The organism is Streptomyces sp. NPDC051822, from assembly GCF_044452745.1.
Classification (GTDB): domain Bacteria; phylum Actinomycetota; class Actinomycetes; order Streptomycetales; family Streptomycetaceae; genus Streptomyces.
This window is the reverse complement of sequence record NZ_JBITBZ010000008.1, coordinates 130266-150337: the sequence shown is the minus strand read 5'-3', so window position 1 is coordinate 150337 and position 20072 is coordinate 130266. Positions and strand designations below refer to the sequence as shown.

The 20072-nt window shown below is 70.1% G+C and carries 19 protein-coding genes and 1 riboswitch; of the genes, 7 read left to right on the top strand and 12 right to left on the bottom strand.

The annotated features are described in order from the left end of the window. Positions 1-11: 11 nt before the first annotated feature. Positions 12-3152: an FG-GAP-like repeat-containing protein gene (locus tag ACIA8N_RS24020; protein WP_365782523.1), complete on the bottom strand. Its 3141-nt coding sequence runs from the start codon at positions 3150-3152 to the stop codon at positions 12-14. A 414-nt stretch (positions 3153-3566) separates the two neighbouring features. Here ACIA8N_RS24020 and ACIA8N_RS24015 point away from each other — a divergent pair, with 414 nt between their 5' ends. Together ACIA8N_RS24015 and ACIA8N_RS24010 are read left to right on the top strand one after the other, a co-directional pair. Then, complete coding sequence (locus ACIA8N_RS24015) at positions 3567-4328, top strand: class I SAM-dependent methyltransferase (protein ID WP_365782521.1); 762 nt, start codon at positions 3567-3569, stop codon at positions 4326-4328. A gap of 83 nt (positions 4329-4411) precedes the next feature. After that, positions 4412-4735: a deoxyxylulose-5-phosphate synthase gene (locus tag ACIA8N_RS24010; RefSeq protein ID WP_365782519.1), complete on the top strand. Its 324-nt coding sequence runs from the start codon at positions 4412-4414 to the stop codon at positions 4733-4735. 12 nt (positions 4736-4747) lie between these two features. Here the strand turns inward: ACIA8N_RS24010 and ACIA8N_RS24005 are convergent, their stop codons facing one another. The 5 genes from ACIA8N_RS24005 to thrC form a co-directional block, all read right to left on the bottom strand. Then, positions 4748-5218, bottom strand: a complete 471-nt coding sequence (locus ACIA8N_RS24005; RefSeq protein ID WP_365782517.1) for an SRPBCC domain-containing protein — start codon at positions 5216-5218, stop codon at positions 4748-4750. A 147-nt stretch (positions 5219-5365) separates the two neighbouring features. Further along, on the bottom strand, positions 5366-6994 hold the full coding sequence (groL, locus tag ACIA8N_RS24000; protein ID WP_317873524.1) for a chaperonin GroEL: 1629 nt from the start codon (positions 6992-6994) through the stop codon (positions 5366-5368). Between the two features lie 354 nt (positions 6995-7348). Next, on the bottom strand, positions 7349-7552 hold the full coding sequence (locus ACIA8N_RS23995; protein ID WP_015035246.1) for a cold-shock protein: 204 nt from the start codon (positions 7550-7552) through the stop codon (positions 7349-7351). Positions 7553-8013: 461 nt separating this feature from the next. After that, entirely contained in the window at positions 8014-8289 is a 276-nt protein-coding gene (locus ACIA8N_RS23990) for a MoaD/ThiS family protein (RefSeq protein WP_365782514.1), read from the bottom strand. 40 nt (positions 8290-8329) lie between these two features. Then, on the bottom strand, positions 8330-9616 hold the full coding sequence (gene thrC, locus ACIA8N_RS23985) for a threonine synthase (protein ID WP_030556165.1): 1287 nt from the start codon (positions 9614-9616) through the stop codon (positions 8330-8332). A 17-nt stretch (positions 9617-9633) separates the two neighbouring features. Beyond that, positions 9634-9780: riboswitch (SAM riboswitch) on the bottom strand. Between the two features lie 160 nt (positions 9781-9940). On the opposite strand from thrC, the gene ACIA8N_RS23980 reads away from it, so the two are divergent. The 3 genes from ACIA8N_RS23980 to ACIA8N_RS23970 all read left to right on the top strand — a co-directional run bounded on the left by ACIA8N_RS23980 (position 9941) and on the right by ACIA8N_RS23970 (position 14281). Further along, positions 9941-10882, top strand: a complete 942-nt coding sequence (locus tag ACIA8N_RS23980) for a glucosyl-3-phosphoglycerate synthase (RefSeq protein ID WP_365782512.1) — start codon at positions 9941-9943, stop codon at positions 10880-10882. Between the two features lie 129 nt (positions 10883-11011). Further along, positions 11012-12805: a hypothetical protein gene (locus ACIA8N_RS23975; RefSeq protein ID WP_365782510.1), complete on the top strand. Its 1794-nt coding sequence runs from the start codon at positions 11012-11014 to the stop codon at positions 12803-12805. A 114-nt stretch (positions 12806-12919) separates the two neighbouring features. Beyond that, positions 12920-14281, top strand: coding sequence for a trehalose-6-phosphate synthase (locus ACIA8N_RS23970; protein ID WP_365782508.1), 1362 nt, complete (start codon positions 12920-12922; stop codon positions 14279-14281). A 9-nt stretch (positions 14282-14290) separates the two neighbouring features. Here ACIA8N_RS23970 and ACIA8N_RS23965 read toward each other — a convergent pair whose 3' ends face one another. The 6 genes from ACIA8N_RS23965 to ACIA8N_RS23940 all read right to left on the bottom strand — a co-directional run bounded on the left by ACIA8N_RS23965 (position 14291) and on the right by ACIA8N_RS23940 (position 18017). After that, entirely contained in the window at positions 14291-14845 is a 555-nt protein-coding gene (locus ACIA8N_RS23965; RefSeq protein ID WP_365782664.1) for a GNAT family protein, read from the bottom strand. A 13-nt stretch (positions 14846-14858) separates the two neighbouring features. Beyond that, positions 14859-15422: a lasso peptide biosynthesis B2 protein gene (locus ACIA8N_RS23960; RefSeq protein WP_365782506.1), complete on the bottom strand. Its 564-nt coding sequence runs from the start codon at positions 15420-15422 to the stop codon at positions 14859-14861. Next, positions 15419-17245: an albusnodin/ikarugamycin family macrolactam cyclase gene (locus tag ACIA8N_RS23955; protein WP_365782504.1), complete on the bottom strand. Its 1827-nt coding sequence runs from the start codon at positions 17243-17245 to the stop codon at positions 15419-15421. Before ACIA8N_RS23955 ends, ACIA8N_RS23960 begins: the two co-directional genes overlap by 4 nt. 83 nt (positions 17246-17328) lie before the next feature. After that, positions 17329-17463 carry an albusnodin family lasso peptide gene (locus tag ACIA8N_RS23950; RefSeq protein ID WP_365782502.1) on the bottom strand — a complete coding sequence of 45 codons (135 nt, stop codon included), beginning with the start codon at positions 17461-17463 and terminating at the stop codon, positions 17329-17331. 174 nt (positions 17464-17637) lie between these two features. Next, on the bottom strand, positions 17638-17844 hold the full coding sequence (locus ACIA8N_RS23945; protein ID WP_365782500.1) for a hypothetical protein: 207 nt from the start codon (positions 17842-17844) through the stop codon (positions 17638-17640). Beyond that, positions 17841-18017 carry a hypothetical protein gene (locus ACIA8N_RS23940; RefSeq protein WP_365782498.1) on the bottom strand — a complete coding sequence of 59 codons (177 nt, stop codon included), beginning with the start codon at positions 18015-18017 and terminating at the stop codon, positions 17841-17843. The genes ACIA8N_RS23945 and ACIA8N_RS23940 overlap by 4 nt, the downstream gene beginning before the upstream one ends. A 220-nt stretch (positions 18018-18237) precedes the next feature. Here ACIA8N_RS23940 and ACIA8N_RS23935 point away from each other — a divergent pair, with 220 nt between their 5' ends. Together ACIA8N_RS23935 and ACIA8N_RS23930 are read left to right on the top strand one after the other, a co-directional pair. Further along, positions 18238-19497: a helix-turn-helix transcriptional regulator gene (locus tag ACIA8N_RS23935; protein ID WP_365782496.1), complete on the top strand. Its 1260-nt coding sequence runs from the start codon at positions 18238-18240 to the stop codon at positions 19495-19497. After that, a complete protein-coding gene (locus tag ACIA8N_RS23930) occupies positions 19494-20045 on the top strand; it encodes a GNAT family N-acetyltransferase (protein ID WP_365782494.1) in 552 nt (183 codons plus the stop codon). Before ACIA8N_RS23935 ends, ACIA8N_RS23930 begins: the two co-directional genes overlap by 4 nt. Positions 20046-20072: the final 27 nt, after the last annotated feature.

Genomic DNA, 20072 nt, shown 5'->3' with positions numbered 1-20072 from the left:
TGCTCAGGTGCTCAGTACAGGCCCTTGAACGTGTGCCAGCCGCTCGTACCGATGGTCACACGCGCACCGTACAGGCCGGTCCCGGTACCGCTGTAACGCCACAGCTTCCCAGCCGCGTCACGCGCCACCAGATCCGTACGACCATCGCCCGACAGGTCACCCACACCGACCAGTGACGTATACACCCCCCAGCCGCCGCCGACCTGCACCCGCGCCGACACACCACCGGTCGCCGTGCCGTAATACCGCCACAGCACACCCGCCGCGTCGACACCCAGCAGGTCACCCCGCCCGTCACCGTTCAGGTCACCGGCACCGACCAGCTTCTTGTACAACTTCCAGTTCGTGCCGATCCGCACCCGCGACTTCACCCGATGATCAGCCGTACCCCCGTAGAAGTACATGTCACCCGTCGACGCCTGCCGCACCACCAGATCCGCGAACCCATCCCCGTTCACATCACCCGGCGACGTCAGCACGTCGTACTGACCCCAACCCGAACCCACCAACGTGTACGGCGAAGAAGCAGAAACCACCTTCCCGCAACCCGGCCGGTACGCGCGCAGCTGATCACCGACACGGACATACACATCCGCACACCGGTCACCGTTCAGATCGCCCACCGGCACGAACACCGACGACGTCGCGAACTTCGACCCCGTACCCGCGATCCGCGCCGACACCGCACCCGTACCAGTCCCCCGGTACAGCGACACCAGCCCAGCCGTGTCCATCACCAGCAGATCCCCGAAACCGTCGTCCCCGGCCATGTCACGCCACACCGCAGCGCCACCACTCACCGAGACCGCACCGGACACCGCGAGATCCAGACCCTGACCGTCGGCGGCCTTCGCGGTGAGCGCCCACGTGTAGGCACCGTTCGCGACCAGCTTCCCAGCCGCGTCCTTCCCGTCCCACGAAGGAGCCACGAGACCGCGCGCCTCGCCTCCGCTCAGGCTGCGCACGACCTTGCCGGTCGCCTTGTGCCTGAGGGTCAGGGACCAGGAGGCGGCGGGCTTGGACAGCCACCAACGCGGCTTCCAAGAAGCCGACTTGAGGTTGACCGCGGGGGTGTCGGAGTCGAGGACGGCCAGGCGGCCGGTGACCCCGCCGAGGCCGACGACGTGGATCTTCCGCAGCGAGTCGACGAAGGCGACGGCCCCGCCGAAGCGGTCGACCGCCCAGACCTGGTCCGGGTACGAGACGTTGGCGCGCGCGAGGTAGCCGAGGAAGCGGTCCACCGCCTCACCGGAGCGGACGTCGGTCGCCATCAGGGTGTATCCGTAGGCGCCGTAGTAGGGCGTGACGAGGAATCCCTCGCCCAGATGGGACTCGCTGTTCCGGTCCACCCGGACCTTGACCGCGACCTTCCTCTCGCGGTCGTACACCACCGCGGCCGACGAGTCCGACGAGCAGAGCGAGTAGATCCACTTGCCGACGACCTCCAGGCGGGACGACCGGCAGCCGGTCCCGAGGTCGTGGGTCTCGACGTTCGCGCCCGTCCGCAGGTCGATCGCGGAGACGGTGTCGTCCGTAGCGGACGCGGTCCAGAGCAGGTTGCCCCACAGGGCCTGCCGGGAGGTGGCGGCGGAGTTCCGGAGGATCTTCCCCGTCTCGATGTCGGCGACGATCGAGCGCACCCCGGCGGTCGTGCTGCCACGGAAGTGCACGTAGCGACCGGAGACGCTGTCGACGAAGTCCACCTGGAGCTTGCCCGTGTGGGCGAGCGTGACCGTGCGCGTGGTTCCCGCGGATCCGGGCGCGGTCACGTGTGCCTTGACGATGCAGTCGGTGCACGACGTCGTCGCGCCGGACGGCGTGCCGTTCGCCTCTTCCAGGATGACCAGCCGGCCGTCGCCGGTGTCGTGCCACCACTTCCCGGTGCCGGTCGACTTGAGGAGCGACGGGCAGTTCGGCGCCGTGCCGGACAGCGCGTCGCAGGTCCAGGACGGCGCCGCCGTGGGCGCTCCGGCGAGGGACAGGCCGAATCCGCGGAGGGTGTGGGTCTCGGTCCGCGTCTCCGTCACCACGCGGCCGTTGGCCATGGTCACCGCGGCGTACGGGACGGTCGCGGGAGCGGCCAGGACCTGGGAGGTGACAGGGGCGCCGTCGGCGCCCGGGGCGATGCGCCGTACACCCCAGTGAGCGGGGTCGGTGCCGCCCAGGGCGTACAGGGCGCCGTCCGTTCCGGTCTCCACCGGTTCGCCCTTCTGGGCGACGATGCCGAGGTCACGCGTGGTACCCCCGGCGATCGGCGTGGCGACGACGGGGAAGTACGCGAACTCCCAGGGGTCCGACGGCCCGTCGTAGCGGCCGACGATCCAGTCGCCGACGACGCCGAGCCGCGCGTCGGTGTCGTCCCGGTCGTTCGGCAGCTTCACCGTCCGGCCCGTGTCGCCGTGGTCCGTGCGGGAGACGACGAACGCCTGGTCGGTGCCGGTGGCGTCGTACTGGACGATCCAGTCGGCGCTGAGGACCGCGCTGCGGGAGGACGTGGAGAACGGCAGCTCGGGCACAGCGGTGAGCGTGCCCGTGGCGAAGTCGATCAGGGCGGTGTGCGGGGACGCGGCGCCGCCGTAGGAGATGAGCGCACCGGCGTCGTCGTAGGCGACGAGGGAGGGCGGCCCGTCGGCGCCCGGGACGAGCACCTCCAGGTCGGCGGGGGCGTCCGGGCCGTGGCCCAGCAGGTGCAGGACGGCACCGCCCCCGCTCCCTGAGTCGGCGGCGATCAGCCGGTCGGCGGAGACGGCGGGGTACACGTGCTCGTACGCGAGGGGCAGGGTGAAGGTGGTGCCGCTCGCGAAGTCGTGGACGGACGCCTCGTCTCCCATCGCGGAGAAGCAGGCGACCCTGTCGCCGTGGAAGACCGCGTCCTCCGACCAGCATCCCGGGCCGTGGGCGACCCGCCCTCCCTGGAGACTCTGCCAGGAGGTGTACGCGGCCTCTTCGGAGCGGACCAGCTGGACGCCGGTGCCGGCCGCGACGAGGAGCGTGGAGAGCATCCCGTCGGGATCGGCCGGCGCCGGGATCGTCACCTCGTACGGCGCGTCGGACGCGGCAGCGGTGGCGGCGGATGCGGTCGCGGTGGCCGTCAGGCCGGTGAGGCCCAGGGTCGCGCTCAGTGCGAGCGCGACGGCTCTTCGGACGGACAAGTACGTGTCCCCTCGTACGGGTGGGCATGCGGGTACGACGCGGGAGGGCGAGCAGGCCGGGCACGACAGGCATGACGGGCGCGACAGGCACGACAGGCACGACAGGCACGACATGGCAGGGCGGAGTCAGAGCCGCGGCGGCCGGGGGCCGGCGGGACCCCCCCTGTCGGCAGCCGGATCGTACATCCACTCGAATCCAAGGCGCCAGAAACCTGCGCTGGCGGGGCCCCGGAAGGCCTCTTCCCGGCCCTGGAGGCCCTCCTCCGGCGGCCCACACACTCCGCCCGCCCCCGAGCCCTCGCCCTCCGGTCGCAGCCCCGCCACGCCCCGCACGGCACCTCCGCACACTATCCCTGACCTGGGCTTTTACCTCAACTCCCCCTATCCTTAAGGGACTCGGAGGGGAGATTCCACATGCACGAGGCCGACCGCGACATCCGCACCGTCGACGACGTCCTGAACCTGCTCGACGGACTGTTCGCCCCAGGCGCCGACCGCTGGACCGACGGTGGCGCCGACTGGTGGGACGGGTTCTACGCCGACCGGGACAAGCCGGTGCCGTTCTTCGTCGCGAAGCCCGACGAGAACCTGGTGTCGTACGTCGAGCGGGGCCTGCTCCCGGCCGGCGGCCGGGCCCTCGACCTCGGGTGCGGACCCGGACGGAACTCCCTGTACCTCGCCTCGCTCGGGTACGACGTGGACGCCGTCGACCTCTCGCCGACCGCCATCGCCTGGGCCGGGGAACGGGCCGAAGAAGCGGGCGCCGGCAACATCCGGTTCATCTGCGGCGACGCCTTCAAGGGCGCCGCACCGGACGGCCCGTACGACCTGATCTACGACTCCGGCTGCTTCCACCACCTGCCCCCGCACCGCCGCGTCAGCTACCTCGCGCTCCTGGAACGCGCCCTCGCGCCCGGCGGGCACTTCGCGCTCACCGCGTTCGCGGCCGGCGAGGGCGGCATGGGCTCGGAGCTGTCGGACGCCGAGTTCTACCGGAAGGGCCGCCTGGAGGGCGGTCTCGCGTACACCGAGGAGTCGCTGCGTACGATCTTCGCGGACGCCACGAACCCGAACGGCCTGACCGCGATCGACCTCCGCCGTATGCGCGACGAACCCGCCGACTACCCCGCCTTCGGCGAGTCCTTCCTCTGGACGGCCCTCTTCCGCCGCGCGTGACCGGACGGGGGATGACTCCACCGCCGGTCACCCCGCCGGTAATTCACGAGCAGCACCGGGGCCACGCCCCCTAACCTGCCCCCATGGGACACGCCAAGACCTCGTACGTCTGTCTGCCGTGCCGCGCCTCGTACAAGCAGCCGTACGACCGTGAGCGCGAGCGGCGGTGTCCGCGCTGCGCGCGCGTCCTCATCCACGCGGGATCGGCCTTCGCACCGCCCCGCCGCCGGGACGTCTCCGGCTGGCGGGCGCTGTCGGTCGTCCTGAACGCCGGCATCCGCTTCCACAAGTCCTGCTGCGGGGGCCCGGGTTACCGCCCCCGGACCCTCTCCGAGGTGAAGTCCGGCCTGGCGCGCGCCCGTCGGACCGGAGAGCCGATCGCGCACGCACTGCTCCGCGTCACGTGAGAGGCCGCCGGGTCACATGGTCTTCAGGTGCTCCGCGAGCCGGTCGTACTGCTCCCGCACCCCCGTCTCCATGCCCGCGTCCAGCGCCTGGTCCCTGATCTCGTTCGAGGGCCAGACGGACGTGCTGGTCAGGGCGGTTCCCCCGTCGGGGGTGGCGTCGAAGGTGAGGGTGACGCGGACCGGTTCGGCGTCCGGCATCTGCTCGAAGGTCTCCGTGTAGTCGAGGCGTTCCACCGGGACGATGTCCTCGTACGTGCCCGAGAAGACGATCTCCTGCCCGTCGGGTGCGGTCTGGCCCCAGCGCCACGCACCGCCCACCCGCAGATCGATGTCGACGACCGTCGTGGTCAGCCCGGACATCCCGTACCACTCCCGCACGTGCTCGGGGACCGTCCAGGCCTCCCAGACGCGGGCCGGTGGGGCGTCGAAGGTGCGGGTGACGACCAGCTCACGGTCGGCCGGTGTGGTGAGGAGGGTGACCATGGTCCGTTCCCTTCACGAAGGGGCACTTCCAGGATCCGTTAAACGCCCGAGGGCGGCACCCCCTGGTGGGGGTGCCGCCCTCGTTCTTCGCGTTCGGCTCGCGCGTTCAGCTCACGCGTCCGGCGATGAACCACCGATCCCGGAGGATCAGAAGTCCATGTCACCGCCCGGCATGCCGCCGCCGGCCGGCGCGGACGCCTTCTCCGGCTTGTCGGCGATGACGGCCTCGGTGGTGAGGAACAGCGCGGCGATCGACGCGGCGTTCTGCAGCGCGGAGCGCGTGACCTTCGCCGGGTCGATGATGCCCTCGGCGATGAGGTCGACGTACTCGTTGGTCGCGGCGTTGAGGCCGTGGCCGACGGGCAGGTTGCGGACCTTCTCCGCCACGACGCCGCCCTCGAGGCCGGCGTTGATCGCGATCTGCTTCAGCGGGGCCTCAAGGGCCAGCTTCACGATGTTCGCGCCCGTGGCCTCGTCGCCCGCGAGGTCGGCCTCGAGCTTCTCGAAGACCGAGGAGGCCTGGAGCAGGGCCACGCCGCCGCCGGCGACGATGCCCTCCTCGACGGCCGCCTTCGCGTTGCGAACGGCGTCCTCGATGCGGTGCTTGCGCTCCTTGAGCTCGACCTCGGTGGCGGCACCGGCCTTGATGACCGCAACACCGCCGGCGAGCTTCGCCAGGCGCTCCTGCAGCTTCTCGCGGTCGTAGTCGCTGTCCGAGTTCTCGATCTCGGCGCGGATCTGGTTCACGCGACCGGCGACCTGCTCGCTGTCACCGGCACCGTCGACGATGGTGGTCTCGTCCTTGGTGATGACGACCTTGCGGGCGCGGCCCAGCAGGTCGAGGCCCGCGTTCTCCAGCTTGAGGCCGACCTCCTCGGAGATGACCGTGCCGCCGGTGAGGATGGCGATGTCGTTCAGCATGGCCTTGCGACGGTCGCCGAAGCCCGGGGCCTTGACCGCGACGGACTTGAAGGTGCCGCGGATCTTGTTGACCACCAGGGTCGACAGGGCCTCGCCCTCGACGTCCTCGGCGATGATCAGCAGCGGCTTGCCCGACTGCATGACCTTCTCCAGGAGCGGGAGCAGGTCCTTCACGGAGGAGATCTTGGAGTTGACGATCAGGAGGTACGGGTCGTCGAGGGACGACTCCATGCGCTCCATGTCGGTGGCGAAGTACGCCGAGATGTAGCCCTTGTCGAAGCGCATGCCCTCGGTGAGCTCAAGCTCGAGACCGAAGGTCTGCGACTCCTCGACGGTGATGACGCCTTCCTTGCCGACCTTGTCCATCGCCTCGGCGATGAGCTCGCCGATCTGGGTGTCGGCGGCGGAGATGGAGGCCGTCGAAGCGATCTGCTCCTTGGTCTCGACATCCTTCGCCTGCTCGAGGAGGGCGCCGGAGACGGCCTCGACGGCCTTCTCGATGCCGCGCTTCAGGGCCATCGGGTTGGCACCGGCGGCGACGTTGCGGAGGCCCTCGCGGACGAGCGCCTGGGCGAGGACGGTGGCGGTGGTCGTACCGTCGCCGGCGACGTCGTCCGTCTTCTTGGCGACTTCCTTGACCAGCTCGGCGCCGATCTTCTCGTACGGGTCCTCGAGCTCGATCTCCTTGGCGATGGAGACACCATCGTTGGTGATCGTGGGGGCGCCCCACTTCTTCTCGAGGACGACGTTGCGGCCCTTGGGGCCGAGGGTGACCTTGACGGCGTCAGCGAGCTGGTTCATGCCGCGCTCGAGACCGCGCCGGGCCTCCTCGTCGAACGCGATGATCTTGGCCATGTGAAGTGGTCCTCCCGGACATGGGGTGGATAACGCTCCAGGACCGCGCCGACGCCCGCGACGGACGGCCTCCGCGTGTTCCGTGTGGTTCCTTGCCCCACCCGGCCGGCGGCCTCGTCTGCCCGATCCTCGTAGCACTCTCACCTTCCGAGTGCTAACGCCAATGATTAGCACTCGACCTAGGAGAGTGCAAGCGACTCTCGATGATCGGGACGTGAACCGGCCGGGGCGGAGGCGGGGTGGAAGCGGGCCGGAAGCGGCGCGGAAGCCGACCGGAACGCAGCGAGGGGCCCGCGTCCCCTCAGGGATACGGGCCCCTCGACGGCGTTGCGTCGGTGGCCGATCGCGCCGCGCTCAGACGGCGAGCTTGACCATGTCCGCCTGCGGACCCTTCTGGCCCTGCGAGATCTCGAACTCGACTCGCTGTCCCTCTTCGAGGCTGCGGTAACCATCCATCTGGATCGCGCTGTAGTGGACGAAAACATCCGCACCACCGTCGACCGCGATGAAGCCGTAGCCCTTCTCCGCGTTGAACCACTTGACGGTGCCCTGAGCCATGCCTAACTCCCCTATTACTGGCCCTTGCGCGGGACCGCACTTCGCGGACCCGGGTCAGACCCTGCGCCGGAACGCGTCGACCGCGGCTGAATGTATCTGCCCAACTGCCCTCTGCAACAGGTCATTCGAGCGAGAATTCTGGGCGCGACGGAAAGGCGAATTAGGGAGAATCCCCAGGATGACGGGGCAAGTCGGGCCCGGCAAAGCGTGCAGAAGGTACACAACGCGCACACACTTTGGCTGCTTCTTGTCGCGCAGGGACGCATTCTCATATGCGTCCGGCATGAGCAGCGGCGGGGACTTCCCCAACTCTATCGCGTTCAACCCTGCAGAATTGCCCCCTCCGCTTATTGGCGCGGAAGGGGCAATTCGAGAGTTTCGAGAAAGATGGGGCAGCTGATAAGGCTCGGCAGCCTCCGGCACTGGGCGCGACGCTCAGCCTCCGGCACTGTGCCCGACGGTCAGCCTCCGGCGACGGCCGGGATGATCGAGACGCCGGCGCCGGCCGGGGTGGCCGTCTCCAGGCCCTGCTCGAAGCGCACGTCGTCGTCGTTCACGTAGACGTTGACGAAGCGGCGCAGCTTGCCCTGGTCGTCCAGGACGCGGGCGGAGATGCCCGTGTGGTTCTTCTCCAGGTCCGCGATGACCTCGGCGAGGGTCGCGCCCTCGGCCTGGACCTCGGACTTCCCGCCCGTGTAGGTGCGGAGGATGGTGGGGATGCGGACGTTCACGGCCATGTCTTCGTAACCTTTCGGAGAGCCGGGAGAGTGGGTCGGCTCAGAGGGCCAGGCCGGCGTCGCGGAACGCGTCCAGGCTCGGGCGGATGGTGACGGTCGCCTGAGAGGTGTCGGCCACCGCGTCCAGGGTCTTGAGTCCGTCGCCGGTGTTGAGGACGACGGTGGTGAGGTTCGGGTCGATGAGACCGGCCTCGACGAGCTTCTTCGTGACGCCGACGGTCACGCCGCCCGCGGTCTCGGCGAAGATGCCCTCGGTCTGCGCGAGCAGCCTGATCGCGTCGACGACCTGCTCGTCGTTCACGTCCTCCACGGCGCCGCCGGTGCGGCGGGCGATGTCGAGGACGTACGGGCCGTCGGCCGGGTTGCCGATCGCGAGCGACTTGGCGATGGTGTTCGGCTTCTGGGGCCGTACGACGTCGTGGCCGGCCTTGAAGGCCACCGACACCGGGGAGCAGCCCTCGGCCTGGGCGCCGAAGATCTTGTACGGCTTGTCCTCGACGAGGCCCAGCTTGATGAGCTCCTGCAGACCCTTGTCGATCTTCGTGAGCTGCGAGCCGGACGCGATCGGGATGACGAGCTGGTCGGGGATGACCCAGCCGAGCTGCTCGCAGATCTCGTACGCCAGCGTCTTGGAGCCCTCGCCGTAGTACGGGCGGAGGTTGACGTTGACGAAGCCCCAGCCCTCGCCGAGCGGGTCGCCGATGAGCTCCGAGCAGAAGCGGTTGACGTCGTCGTAGTTGCCCTCGATGGCGACGAGGTCACCGCCGTAGACACCGGCCATGACGACCTTGCCCTGCTCCAGGTCGTGCGGGATGAACACGCAGGAGCGGAAGCCGGCGCGGGCGGCGGCGGCGCCGACGGCGCCGGCCAGGTTGCCGGTGGAGGAGCAGGAGAGCGTGGTGAAGCCGAAGGCGCGGGCGGCCTCGATGGCCTGGGCGACGACCCGGTCCTTGAAGGAGTGGGTCGGGTTGCCGGAGTCGTCCTTGACGAAGAGCTTGCCGGGGGCGACGCCGATCTCGCGGGCGAGGTTGTCGGCCTGGACGAGCTTGGTCCAGCCCGGGTTCAGGTTCGGCTTGTCGGCGACGTCGGCGGGTACGGGCAGCAGGGGGGCGTAGCGCCAGATGTTGGCGGGGCCGGCCTCGATCTGCTTGCGCAGCGCCTCGGGGTCACCGGTGGGGAGGTCGTACGCGACTTCGAGCGGTCCGAAACAGAGTTCGCAGGCGAAGATCGGGCCGAGTGCGAAGACTTCACCGCATTCGCGACACGAAAGCCCGGAAGCGGGACCGAGGTCGACGGTGGTGGCGGGGGTAGCGGTCTGTACAGCCATGGAGGCGAGGCCCTTTCTCCTCATCTTTCCCATGACGAATTTTTCGCCATGAGACGGATTTGGCACCTTCCCTAGTCGGGGGCCTCGCTGGAGGACGAGACGAACCGACTGGAGGGTTGCCGGGGCTTCAACGGGCCGTTTCCCTCTGCCCCTCTGGATGAGCGGTATTCGATTGTGAAGCGGGGTGAAGTTCCTTGCGGGCTTCGTTCCTGCGCTCCGACGCGGTCGGCACCCCGACGTGCATCGGGGATCCGCGTTGTTCAAGACTGTAACCGAAGGCCCGGACCCTTGGACCGGCCGTCCGAACCGCGAGATGGAGATCACGTGCTGGAAGAGGTGGAGCGCTGGCTGGCCCGGCGGTCCTGGTCCGTGGCGGACCGGCCGCTGGAGCGGATCCTCGCCGCCAAGCGTTCGACGCGCGTCAGCGTGGTGCTGCCGGCGCTGAACGAGGAGGCGACGGTCGGGGACATCGTCGCCGTGATCCGGCGTGAGCTGATGAGCGAGTCGGTGCCGCTGGTGGACGAGCTGGTGGTGATCGACTCGGGCTCCACGGACCGTACGGCGGAGGTGGCGGCGGCGGCCGGGGCGCGGGTGGTGGCGCGGGACGCGATCCTGCCCCGGATTCCGGCGGTGCCGGGCAAGGGCGAGGTCCTGTGGCGGTCGCTGATGGTGACGAGCGGGGACGTCGTCTGTTTCGTGGACGCGGACCTGCGGGACTTCTCGGCGGACTTCGTGACGGGGATCGTGGGCCCGCTGCTCACGGATCCGGACGTCCACTTCGTGAAGGCGATGTACGACCGCCCGTTCGGTGACACTCCTGGTCAGGGGGGTCGGGTGACGGAGCTGGTGGCGCGCCCGCTGCTGAACCTGCACTGGCCGCAGCTGGCCGGTTTCGTGCAGCCGCTGGGCGGCGAGTACGCGGCGCGGCGCTCGCTGCTCGAACGGCTGCCGTTCCCCGTCGGTTACGGAGTGGAACTGGGGCTGCTCGTGGACGCCCTGCACACGGTGGGCCTGGACGCTCTCGCGCAGGTGGACGTGGGGGTGCGCAAGCACCGGCACCAGGACGGGCAGGCGCTGGGCCGGATGGCGGCGGCGATCTACCGGACGGCGCAGCTGCGGCTGTCGCGGGGGCATCTGGTGCGGCCCTGGCTGACGCAGTTCGAGCGGGGAGAGGCGGGGTTCATACCCCGGACGTACGCGGTGGACACGGAGGAGCGGCCGCCGATGGCGGAGATCGCGGAGTACGCGCGCCGCCGCGTGGCGTAAGGCGCGGGGCGCGGGGAGGCGGGGCACGAGGAGGCGGGGCGCCGCCGCGTGGCGTAACGCTCGGGGAGGACGGCGGCACCGCGTGGCGTAACGCCCGATGATGATCTGTTTTGCCTACATTGCCCTTTTATGCGCTTCAGACAACACCACCTGGGCAGAGTGCTCGCGGCCATCGGGCTCGCGGCGGGCTCGCTCGCGTTCACGGCGGCGGGACCGGCCGTCGCGGACGTGGTCGAGCCGTTCGGCAAGCGGTACGACGAGTCGCTGTACGGCGACTTCACCACGATCGGCAACACGGTCATGGGCTGTCCCACGGCCCCCGCGGACCTGGCCGCCCGCTGCGCGACGGCGGCGGGCGGGCAGGGCTCCGACAACAACAACACCTTCGTGATGCGGCGGATCGACACGGTAGGCACGGGCGGCGGCCACGGTTCGAGCACCGGCAGGGTCACGGTCCCGGCGGGCGCGGAGGTCGCGTACGCCCGGCTCTTCTGGGGCGGCAACGACGGCACGTACAAGGGCCCGAGCGGCGCCCAGCTGAAGCGCTGCGACATCTCGGGCGCGGACGTGGACCCGTCCCCCGGCGACCCCACGACGACCGCCCCGGTGATCAAGGTGGGCGCGGGCCCCGTGACGCCCGTCTCGATCGACAGCATGGTCGCCGACCCGGCCGACGCCAACGGCCCGCACTACTACACGGGCGAGTCGGACGTGACGGCCGCGTTCGCGGGCGTCTCGGGTACGGACGCGCAGGTGGCGGTAGGGAACGTCTGGGCGCCGAGCGGCAAGGGCTGCGTGGCGGGCTGGTCCCTGACCGTGGTCCACAGGTTCCCCGGCCCGGACCCGGTCCTCGCCCCCGAACGGCGGAACGTGTACGTGTACGGCGGCCACGTCCTGCAGCGCTCGACCTCCCCCGCCACGACGATCACCGTGGACGGCTTCCACCGGGGCCCGGGCACGGTGCGGGCGAGTGTGACCGCGTACGAGGGCGACTGGAACACGCCGGGCGACAAGTTCCTCGTCGACGGCAGGAACGTCACCGAGTCGCACACCGGGAACACCGACAACTTCTTCGTCAGCGAGGACGACGGCGCCGTCGCCCCGAAGCTGGTGAACAACCTGAGCATCGACGCCAAGGCCTTCGACCTCCCGGCCGGCGCCGTCCCGGCGGGCGCGACCTCGGCCGACCTGACGTTCTCCACGAGCGGCGACACCTACGTGCCGTCGGCGCTGGCGTTCTCCGTCCCGGTGCCCGACCTGGAGATCACCAAGACGGCGAGTGCGCGCACGGTGAAGCCGGGTGACACGCTCACGTACACGATCACCGCCAGGAACATCAGCGCGCTCGACTACCCGAACGCCACGTTCAGCGACGACCTCACGGGGAACCTGGACGACGCCGACTACGCCGGTGACGTCCGTACGAAGCTGGGGACGGTGACGTACACGGCACCGAAGATCACGTACACGGGGACCATCCCGGCCGGGAAGACGGCGACCGTCACCTACTCGGTGAAGATCAAGGACCCGCCGAGCGGGGACGGGAAGCTCCGCAACAGCGTGGAGGTGGAGACCCCCCGCTCCAACTGCGGAAAAGGCAGCGAGGACCCGTCGTGCGCGGTGACGCCGGTGATCGAGAAGCCGACGCCGACCCCGACACCGACCCCCACGCCCACCCCGACCCCGGTGGATCCCACGCCGACACCGACCCCGACGCCTCCGGTGACGAGCGAGCCGCCCGTGCCCGCCGCTCCCCCCGCGCCCCCGGCTCCTGGCCCTCACGGAGGCGCCCCGTCCGGCGGCTCGATGGCGGAGACGGGCGGCAACGGCGAGCGGCTGTGGCTCCTGGGCGCGCTGGGCGTGGCCCTGGCGGCGACGGGCGTCGTGGCGAAGGCGGCGATGCGCGGCCGGCGCGAGAACTGACGCCGGAACCGACGGGAGCGCCGGGCCCGGGCCGGGCGCTCACTGACCGTGGCCGAATCGGCTCGTCTCGTATACGTACGTTTGAGCGTTTACGGGACGGGCTAGGTTCGCCACATGGCTACTGTGCTGGTCGCATCAAACCGGGGCCCGGTCTCGTACGTGCTGGGCGAGGACGGTTCGCTCGCCGCGCGCAGAGGCGGTGGCGGCCTGGTCTCGGGCCTGAGCGCCGTGTCCTCGCAGGAGAGCGTGTGGGTGTGCGCGGCGCTGGGCGAAGGTGACCGGGAGGCGGTCAGACGCGGAGTGGGCGAGCCGGGCGTCCGCATGCTGGACATCGCCCCGGACGTGTACGCGGACGCGTACAACGGCATCGCGAACTCGGTGCTGTGGTTCCTCCACCACCACCTGTACGACATCCCGCGCGAGCCGGTCTTCGACGCGGAGTTCCGGCGCCGCTGGGAGTCGTACCGCAGCTACAACCACGCGTTCGCCGAGGCGCTGGCGGCGGAGGCGGCGGAGGGCGCGGCGGTCCTGGTCCAGGACTACCACCTGGCCCTGGTGCCGGGCCGGCTGCGCGAGCTCCGCCCCGACCTGCGGATCTCGCACTTCACGCACACCCCGTGGGCGTCGCCGGAGTATCTCGGCATGCTCCCCGACGACATCCGCGAGGAACTGCTGCGGGGCATGCTCGGCGCGGACGAGGTGGGCTTCCACACGCACAGGTGGGCCGCGGCCTTCACGGACTGCGCGGAGCCCTCCGGCCTCGGGGACACCCGGGTCGCGGTGTACCCGCTCGGCGTGGACGGCGACGACCTGCGGGCCCTCGCGTACCGCCCGGAGGTGGACGAACGACTGTCCGGGCTCCGCCGCGACGTCGGCGACCGCAGGACCATCGTCAGGGTCGACCGCACGGAACTGTCGAAGAACATCCTCCGCGGCCTGCAGGCCTACCGGGAGCTCCTCACCACCCACCCCGAGTGGCGCGACCGGGTGGTCCACCTGGCGTCCGCGTACCCCTCGCGCCAGGACCTGGAGTCGTACCGCGCGTACACGGCCGCGGTGACGGCCATGGCGGACGAGATCAACACGGACTTCGGCACGGCGGACTGGCAGCCGGTCCTGGTCTCGGTCCAGGACGACTTCCCCCGCTCCCTCGCCGCCTACCGCCTCGCGGACGTGGCCCTGGTGAATCCGGTGCGCGACGGCATGAACCTGGTGGCGAAGGAGATACCGGTGGTCTCGGAGGCGGGCTGCGCACTGGTCCTGTCGACGGGCGCGGGCGCGTACGAGGAGCTGAAGGAGGACGCCCTGACGGTGAACCCCTTCGACGTCTCACAGACGGCGGAGGCTCTCCACAAGGCCCTCTCGATGCCCCCGGCCGAACGCACGGACCGCACGAAACGCCTCACGGCGGCGGCCACGGCCCTCCCGCCGCAGCGCTGGTTCCTGAACCAGCTGGAGTCGCTGCGGAACACCTGACCGCCACTACTACCGATCGGGATCGACGAGGGCACGCACGGCGGACGGCCCGGTGAACTCGCGGGCGAGGGCGTCCATGACCAGTTCGTCGCACACCTCACCAAGCCAGTACCCCGCCTCGCGCAGGGTGCCGGCGATCCGGAATCCCCCCTTCTCGTACGCCTTCACACCGCCCACGTTCGGCGCCAGGACCTTCAGCCAAACCATCCGCACGTTGACGACATGGAACGCGTAGTCGAGAACGAGGCGTGTGGCCGCGCTCCCCAGACCACGCCCGCGTGCCTCCGGGGCGATCATGACGACGTACTCGGCGGTCCGCACCTGGTGGTCGGGAAGGAGCGTCGCGACCCCGACGGGGACGGGTTCGGCACCGCCTACGTCGTAGAGGGTGAAGCGGATGTTCTCACCACGCAGCTGGTGAGCCATGCCCTCGGTACGTGCCACCAGGGATTCGGGACTCTGACGCCCATACCCCACGAGAAGGGCCGGGTCTTGCTCCCACTCCCAGTAGGTCTCGACGAGGTCGGGCCGGAAGGGGCCGAGGCCGCAGGTGTCGTCCTTGATCCACAGAACCGGGTCAGCGGTCACGACGGTCTCCGATCACGAGAACGGGGGTGTAGGCACGGGTCGATTCGGGCTCGGCCGCGAGCGTGCCGTCCTCAGTCTGGACCCACGCGTGCAGGCGAACGGGGTCTGGCGCGACGCCGTGGCACCAGGTGACGGACAGACCCCGTGCGGCGAGGAGCATTACGACTGCGGCTGACTCCTCCAGACAGGCCGTGCGACCGGGTGACAGCCAGGCGGCGTGGCGTACGGCGAGCACGGCGGATCCGGCCTGCTCGGGGGTGGCGGGACGACGACATGCCCACGCGGCGGCGCGGATCACCATCGCCACACGGTGCATGGCGGTCGCCCTGCCTCCCACCCTCTTGATCGCGAAGACAGCCGCGAGGGCGGCGACGGCCGCAAGACTCCACGCCCCCCGGGGCCGCTCGATTCCAGCGGGGTGCTCGGCACTGCCCCAGCTGGCGGCCGGTGCGACGACGGGCAGCGGGCTCCGCCCCGGGACCTGGCAGCGGACGCGGCCCGTGCGGTAGTCGACGACGACCAGGACGTGCCCGAAGTCCACGGACCTCTTCACCTGATCGTCCTGATGGGGACGTTGTCGACCCAGGTCGGGAACGGGTCGCGATGGTGGGCATGCAGCCAGGCTTCCACCATGAGGGCCTGTTCGAGGGTGGCGAGCGGCATCGGGACACCGGCGGCTGCGTGCCGAAGGCAGCGGCGGAAGCGCGTGGGGTCGAGGAGCCCGAGGGATGCCAGACGTCCGTCACCGAGGGCCAGGAGATCGTCCAGGTTCTCGCGCATCCCGGTGAAATGGTCGGCTTCGAAGCTCCCCTTGGTGGTGCGTGCGGCCACGGCAGGCGGCAGCAGGTCGCCGACAGCACGCACGAGGAGCGGCTTGTATCCGTGGACAGACGGCCGGCGCTCCAGCGGATTGCGCAGCACGGCGTCAATCACGGACGGGTCCAGGAAGGGATTGTGGAGGTCGACGCCACAGGACGCCGCGAGTTCGGCATCGGCTCTGGCGGTACGCGCGACTTCCCGGATCTCGTCCACAAGTGTGTGGAGGGAGGCGTCGAGCTTGTGGAGAGGGTCGGAGGCGGCGGCGGCCTGCGCGGCAGCTTCGGCGACACGGCCGACGGCAGCAGGGGCTGCCCACCCCGGGATCGGCAGAGGTGTGAACCAGCGGACGTTCCCCCGGTCGTGGCTCGGTGGCGTCTCACCGGAGAAGTGTCGGGCGAGGAGGGCGAGAGCGTCAGGTCGGCTGATGCGGGCCATCGCGGCAGCACCACGCAGCAGGGGCACGACGGGGGTGTGGCGCAGGCGAGCCCAGCCCTGCGCCTCGCGCACAGCCCGACGCCACCGTCCGGCGCGCATGAGGTCACAGAGTTGTGCCGGGGGCTGGAACAGGACGCTGTCCCCACCGTCGCCGGTCAGGTGGGCTCGCGTGCCGAGCTCGCGGTGCATCCAGCGGAACTGACCGAGGAGTCGGGCCTGAGTGAGGGTCGAAGGGGCCGGCTCGTCGGTGGCCGGTACCGATGTGATCCCGCTGTAGGGCAGATGCTCCGTACCCAGCGGAAGAAGGCGGTGGGTGATCCGGCCCGCCGAGGCCGCAGCGGTCAACCGCGCGTAGTGGAGGTCCGCTCCGTCCAACCGTCCCTCCGGATGGATGGTCACCGCGTTGAGGACGTGTGAGCCGCTGAGGGCGCGTGCGGCAAGGACTGCCACGGTGGTGGAGTCCAGACCGCCGGACAGATCGGAGGAGAGCGTGGGGTCCGCTTGCGCGCGTAGCGCCACTGCGTTCGTGAGGGTCCGGCGGAGCTGCCGGTGTGCCATGCGCCCGGGTTCCGATTCGGGGCGCCACGTCGTGATGCAGCGGAGGACTCCCCCGTCCCGAGGCAGCTCGATCCGGCTGCCGGGCGGAAGCTGCTGGATTCCCGTGAAGAAGGTCCTGTTGCCGGCCAGCGCGGGGACCGAGGGGGCCAGGACGGCACACCCCACCCGACGCACATCGACATCGGCCCTGGTCAGCGAGGCGAGAACACGGGCAGACGTCGACCACGCCCAGCCACCACCCCACCGTGTGCCATACAGCGGGAAGGCTGCCGCCGGGTCGGTGTGTACGAGCACGCCCTCCGTGCGCTCCTCGATCACGGCGTACAGGCCGGGCCAGCGCCACGTCACGTCAGCGGGCACCGGCCCGTCGGAGAGAACACGCAGTTGTCCGTCCGTCGCACCGCAGGATCCGATCACCAGAACGCGTGATCGGCCCTCGCCGGCGGTCACGGTGCGGACCGGAGTCTTCCCAAGCCGCCAGAGCGCGCTTGGGGCAGCCGGGAAATGAGCGCCGAGAAGGCGCGGGAAGTCGTCCGATGTCGTACTGAATCCACCGAGGGGCACGGGTCCTCCAGTCTCGGGGCGGGCCGGGTACGAGGTGTGCGGCCCCGACCGAGGACGGGGCCGCACACCACACGGGCGGGCGATCAGCAGTTGTACGCGCGCCGCTTGTCCTCGGACTGACCGCCGCCCTGCCCCTCGGTCAGTTCGGCGATGTCGCCGACATCGACCATGTCCGGCTCGGGCGTCGGGATGTACTCCTTGCGGAGCGGTTCGTTCATGGCGGTGCCTTTCTCCAGATGGGTGAGGTGTTGGACAACCCGCTTCGCGCCGACTTCCGAGAAGGAGACGGAGCGGGAATCTGTGTGCCTACGTGCCGGGCGTCCCCGCCACAGCCAAGGCGATGACGAGGGCGCCGGTGACGACGGCATGGAACAGGACGACGAAGTGCTGCCTCACTGGACGGCCCGGACGTTGGCGAAAGCCGTCGACCACTCCACTCCGGACAGGGGCCGGATGTAGGCGACCCGCACCACACGGCCGTCGTTGTGGATCTCGTGCGTGACGGCCATGAGTTCGCCCTCGCCCCGGGACGCGATGTCCCGAACTCGATGTCCGAGCAGCTCGTGCTGCTCGTACCCGTCGTGGTCGACGGTGTTCACGCCTCGCCCTCCTGCTCGGGCTGCTCGCCCGCGAAGCGGCGCAGGAACCTCTCCCAGCCGCCAGCCGCCCGTTCCCGCAGCTCACGGCTCGGAACGCCGTACTCCGGACTCGGCTTCCCGGGCTCGTGCCCGCTCGCTCCTGGCGTGCGGCGAGGAAGGAGAGGACCGTCCATCGCGTGCTCCTGCCGTCGGTGGATTCGACGGCCGTCCGGGCTGGTAGGGGAGCCTGCGTTGATCGGCCCTCGCCCGGACGGCCTGTACTCAGTGAACGGCCCGATCTCGTTATGGAACAGGAAGGGTTGCCGACCGAGGCAGGGCATGCGACCGGAAGACTTTGCGAGCGCTTTGCGAAGCTGCTGGCCCCGAAGATGAGCTGGGTCTACGTTCTGCCTCGTGGCAGTCAACGCCGTGCTGAAGCAGCGGATGGCCGACTTAGGCCTCACGCAGGAGGAGTTGGCAGGTCGGATGAACGCCGCCCTGCTGGAGATCACCGGCAGGCCCGGCGAGGTGTCGGACCGGACCGTCCGGAACCTGATCAACGGGGCAACCCGGCGTCCCATCGGCCGCACGAGTAGGGCGCTGGAGGCAGTGTTCCGCTGCCCGTTACGAGATCTGGGGTTCGAGCCCCCCAGCACCCCAGCACCGCCGGAGGACCCCGTGAAACGCCGCCAGTTCATCGCCGCCGGGACCGCCCTGGCCTTCACGTCAGCCGCCCCGGCCTTCGGCGCCCCTCGCCGCATCGGCGTCAGCGACATCGAACGCCTCCAGCGCAAGTTCGCGGACATCATCGCCAAGGACCACCGCCACGGCGGACAACTCGGCATCGAGCAGCAGGCCGCCGCTCTCGCGGACGAAGCACTCTCCCTCCAGGACTCCGCCAACGCCAGCCAGCGCATCAGGAAGCAGGTCTACGCCTCGGCTGCCGCCTTCCGGTCCTCCGCCATGTGGGCGGCCGTCGACGGCCGCCGGTTCGACGATGCCACCCGCCACATGCGTGTCGCCCAGGAGCTCGCGGAGATGGCCGGCGATCCGTACATCAAGTTCCGCATCTGGTCCCACGCGGGCACGATGTTCCGACACATGGGCCGTCCAAACGACGCCGCTGCGGCCAACGATGTGGCCCGCAGACTCGGAATCACCCGCCAGGACCCCATGTTCGCCTCCCTCGGCCTGGCCAGACAGGGTGCGATCCACGGCGCGGCCGGAGACGGCACGGCCACTCGCCGCGCCTTGGAGCAGGCACAGGACGCCCTGTTGCGCGCCGACCCAGGAGCCCAGCGCCCCGTTTGGATGAACGCCTTCTACGACCAGGCCGAGCTCGACAGCCTCGCCTTGTCCGCGAACCTCGCGCTGGGCGACTTCGAGCAGGCCGAGGCCCACGGCCACCGATGCCTCGCGGCTCTGCGCCCTCACATGCACCGCTCGAAGGCCATCGCCACGACCCGCGTTGCGCGGGCGCAGCTCGAACAGGGCGAGGTGGAACCCGCCGTCGCGACCGCCATGTCCGTCTCTGTCGACGCCGCTGTCCGTCACCCGCGAGTCGTGGGGATGCTCCGCACGTTCGGCAGCCGCTTGGAGATCATCGCTCCAGACGCCGCACTCACCCACAGCTGGACCCAGTATGCCCGCGACACCTGGAGGCAGCCCGCATGACCCCACGACTGCGCCACTTCACCGACATAGAGCAGGTCATCGCTCCACTGATCGCGGTGTACGCGCAGGTACGCGAGCCCCTGCTGCACCTACCGAACTACGCGGTCCCCACGTTCACCACGCGAGTCGAACGTCACGGGATCGAGCCGGGATTCGAAGCGGTGCTGGCATTCGACGCCGAGGACCGGCCGGTGGGCTACGCGTACGGAAACGCCGTGGAAGGCGATGACCGGTGGTGGACGAGGATGGGTGAAGTCGACGCCGCATTCACGCGCTCTCCGTCCCTGGCCCTGAAGGAGATCGGCGTGACAGTCCCCCATCGCGGTACCGGGCTGGCACGGCGCATCCATGACGAGCTGCTCGCCGGTCGCGGCGAGACGTACGTGTCGCTCATGGTCAACGCGGCAGCGGGTGACGGGAAGGTCCAGAGGGTCTACGAGTCCTGGGGATACGCGGTGATCGGCACGAGCCGACCGTCTCCCGATTCCCCCCTCCTTACCGCGATGATCAGGCCGATCGCGGCGGCGGCCGAGGAACGCGACCGTTAGCCGAGGAGATGGAGCACGGACGGTTCG

What these genes read in the sequence shown, in the direction of transcription:
- ACIA8N_RS24010 (WP_365782519.1), top strand. Translation starts at nt 4,412, where the DNA reads ATGGGACACGCCAAGACCTCGTACGTCTGTCTGCCGTGCCGCGCCTCG.
- ACIA8N_RS23995 (WP_015035246.1), bottom strand. Translation starts at nt 7,552, where the DNA reads ATGGCTCAGGGCACCGTCAAGTGGTTCAACGCGGAGAAGGGCTACGGC.
- ACIA8N_RS23970 (WP_365782508.1), top strand. Translation starts at nt 12,920, where the DNA reads ATGGCTACTGTGCTGGTCGCATCAAACCGGGGCCCGGTCTCGTACGTG.
- thrC (WP_030556165.1), bottom strand. Translation starts at nt 9,616, where the DNA reads ATGGCTGTACAGACCGCTACCCCCGCCACCACCGTCGACCTCGGTCCC.
- ACIA8N_RS23940 (WP_365782498.1), bottom strand. Translation starts at nt 18,017, where the DNA reads ATGGACGGTCCTCTCCTTCCTCGCCGCACGCCAGGAGCGAGCGGGCAC.
- ACIA8N_RS23950 (WP_365782502.1), bottom strand. Translation starts at nt 17,463, where the DNA reads ATGAACGAACCGCTCCGCAAGGAGTACATCCCGACGCCCGAGCCGGAC.
- ACIA8N_RS23990 (WP_365782514.1), bottom strand. Translation starts at nt 8,289, where the DNA reads ATGGCCGTGAACGTCCGCATCCCCACCATCCTCCGCACCTACACGGGC.
- ACIA8N_RS23930 (WP_365782494.1), top strand. Translation starts at nt 19,494, where the DNA reads ATGACCCCACGACTGCGCCACTTCACCGACATAGAGCAGGTCATCGCT.
- ACIA8N_RS23975 (WP_365782510.1), top strand. Translation starts at nt 11,012, where the DNA reads ATGCGCTTCAGACAACACCACCTGGGCAGAGTGCTCGCGGCCATCGGG.
- groL (WP_317873524.1), bottom strand. Translation starts at nt 6,994, where the DNA reads ATGGCCAAGATCATCGCGTTCGACGAGGAGGCCCGGCGCGGTCTCGAG.
- ACIA8N_RS24005 (WP_365782517.1), bottom strand. Translation starts at nt 5,218, where the DNA reads ATGGTCACCCTCCTCACCACACCGGCCGACCGTGAGCTGGTCGTCACC.
- ACIA8N_RS24015 (WP_365782521.1), top strand. Translation starts at nt 3,567, where the DNA reads ATGCACGAGGCCGACCGCGACATCCGCACCGTCGACGACGTCCTGAAC.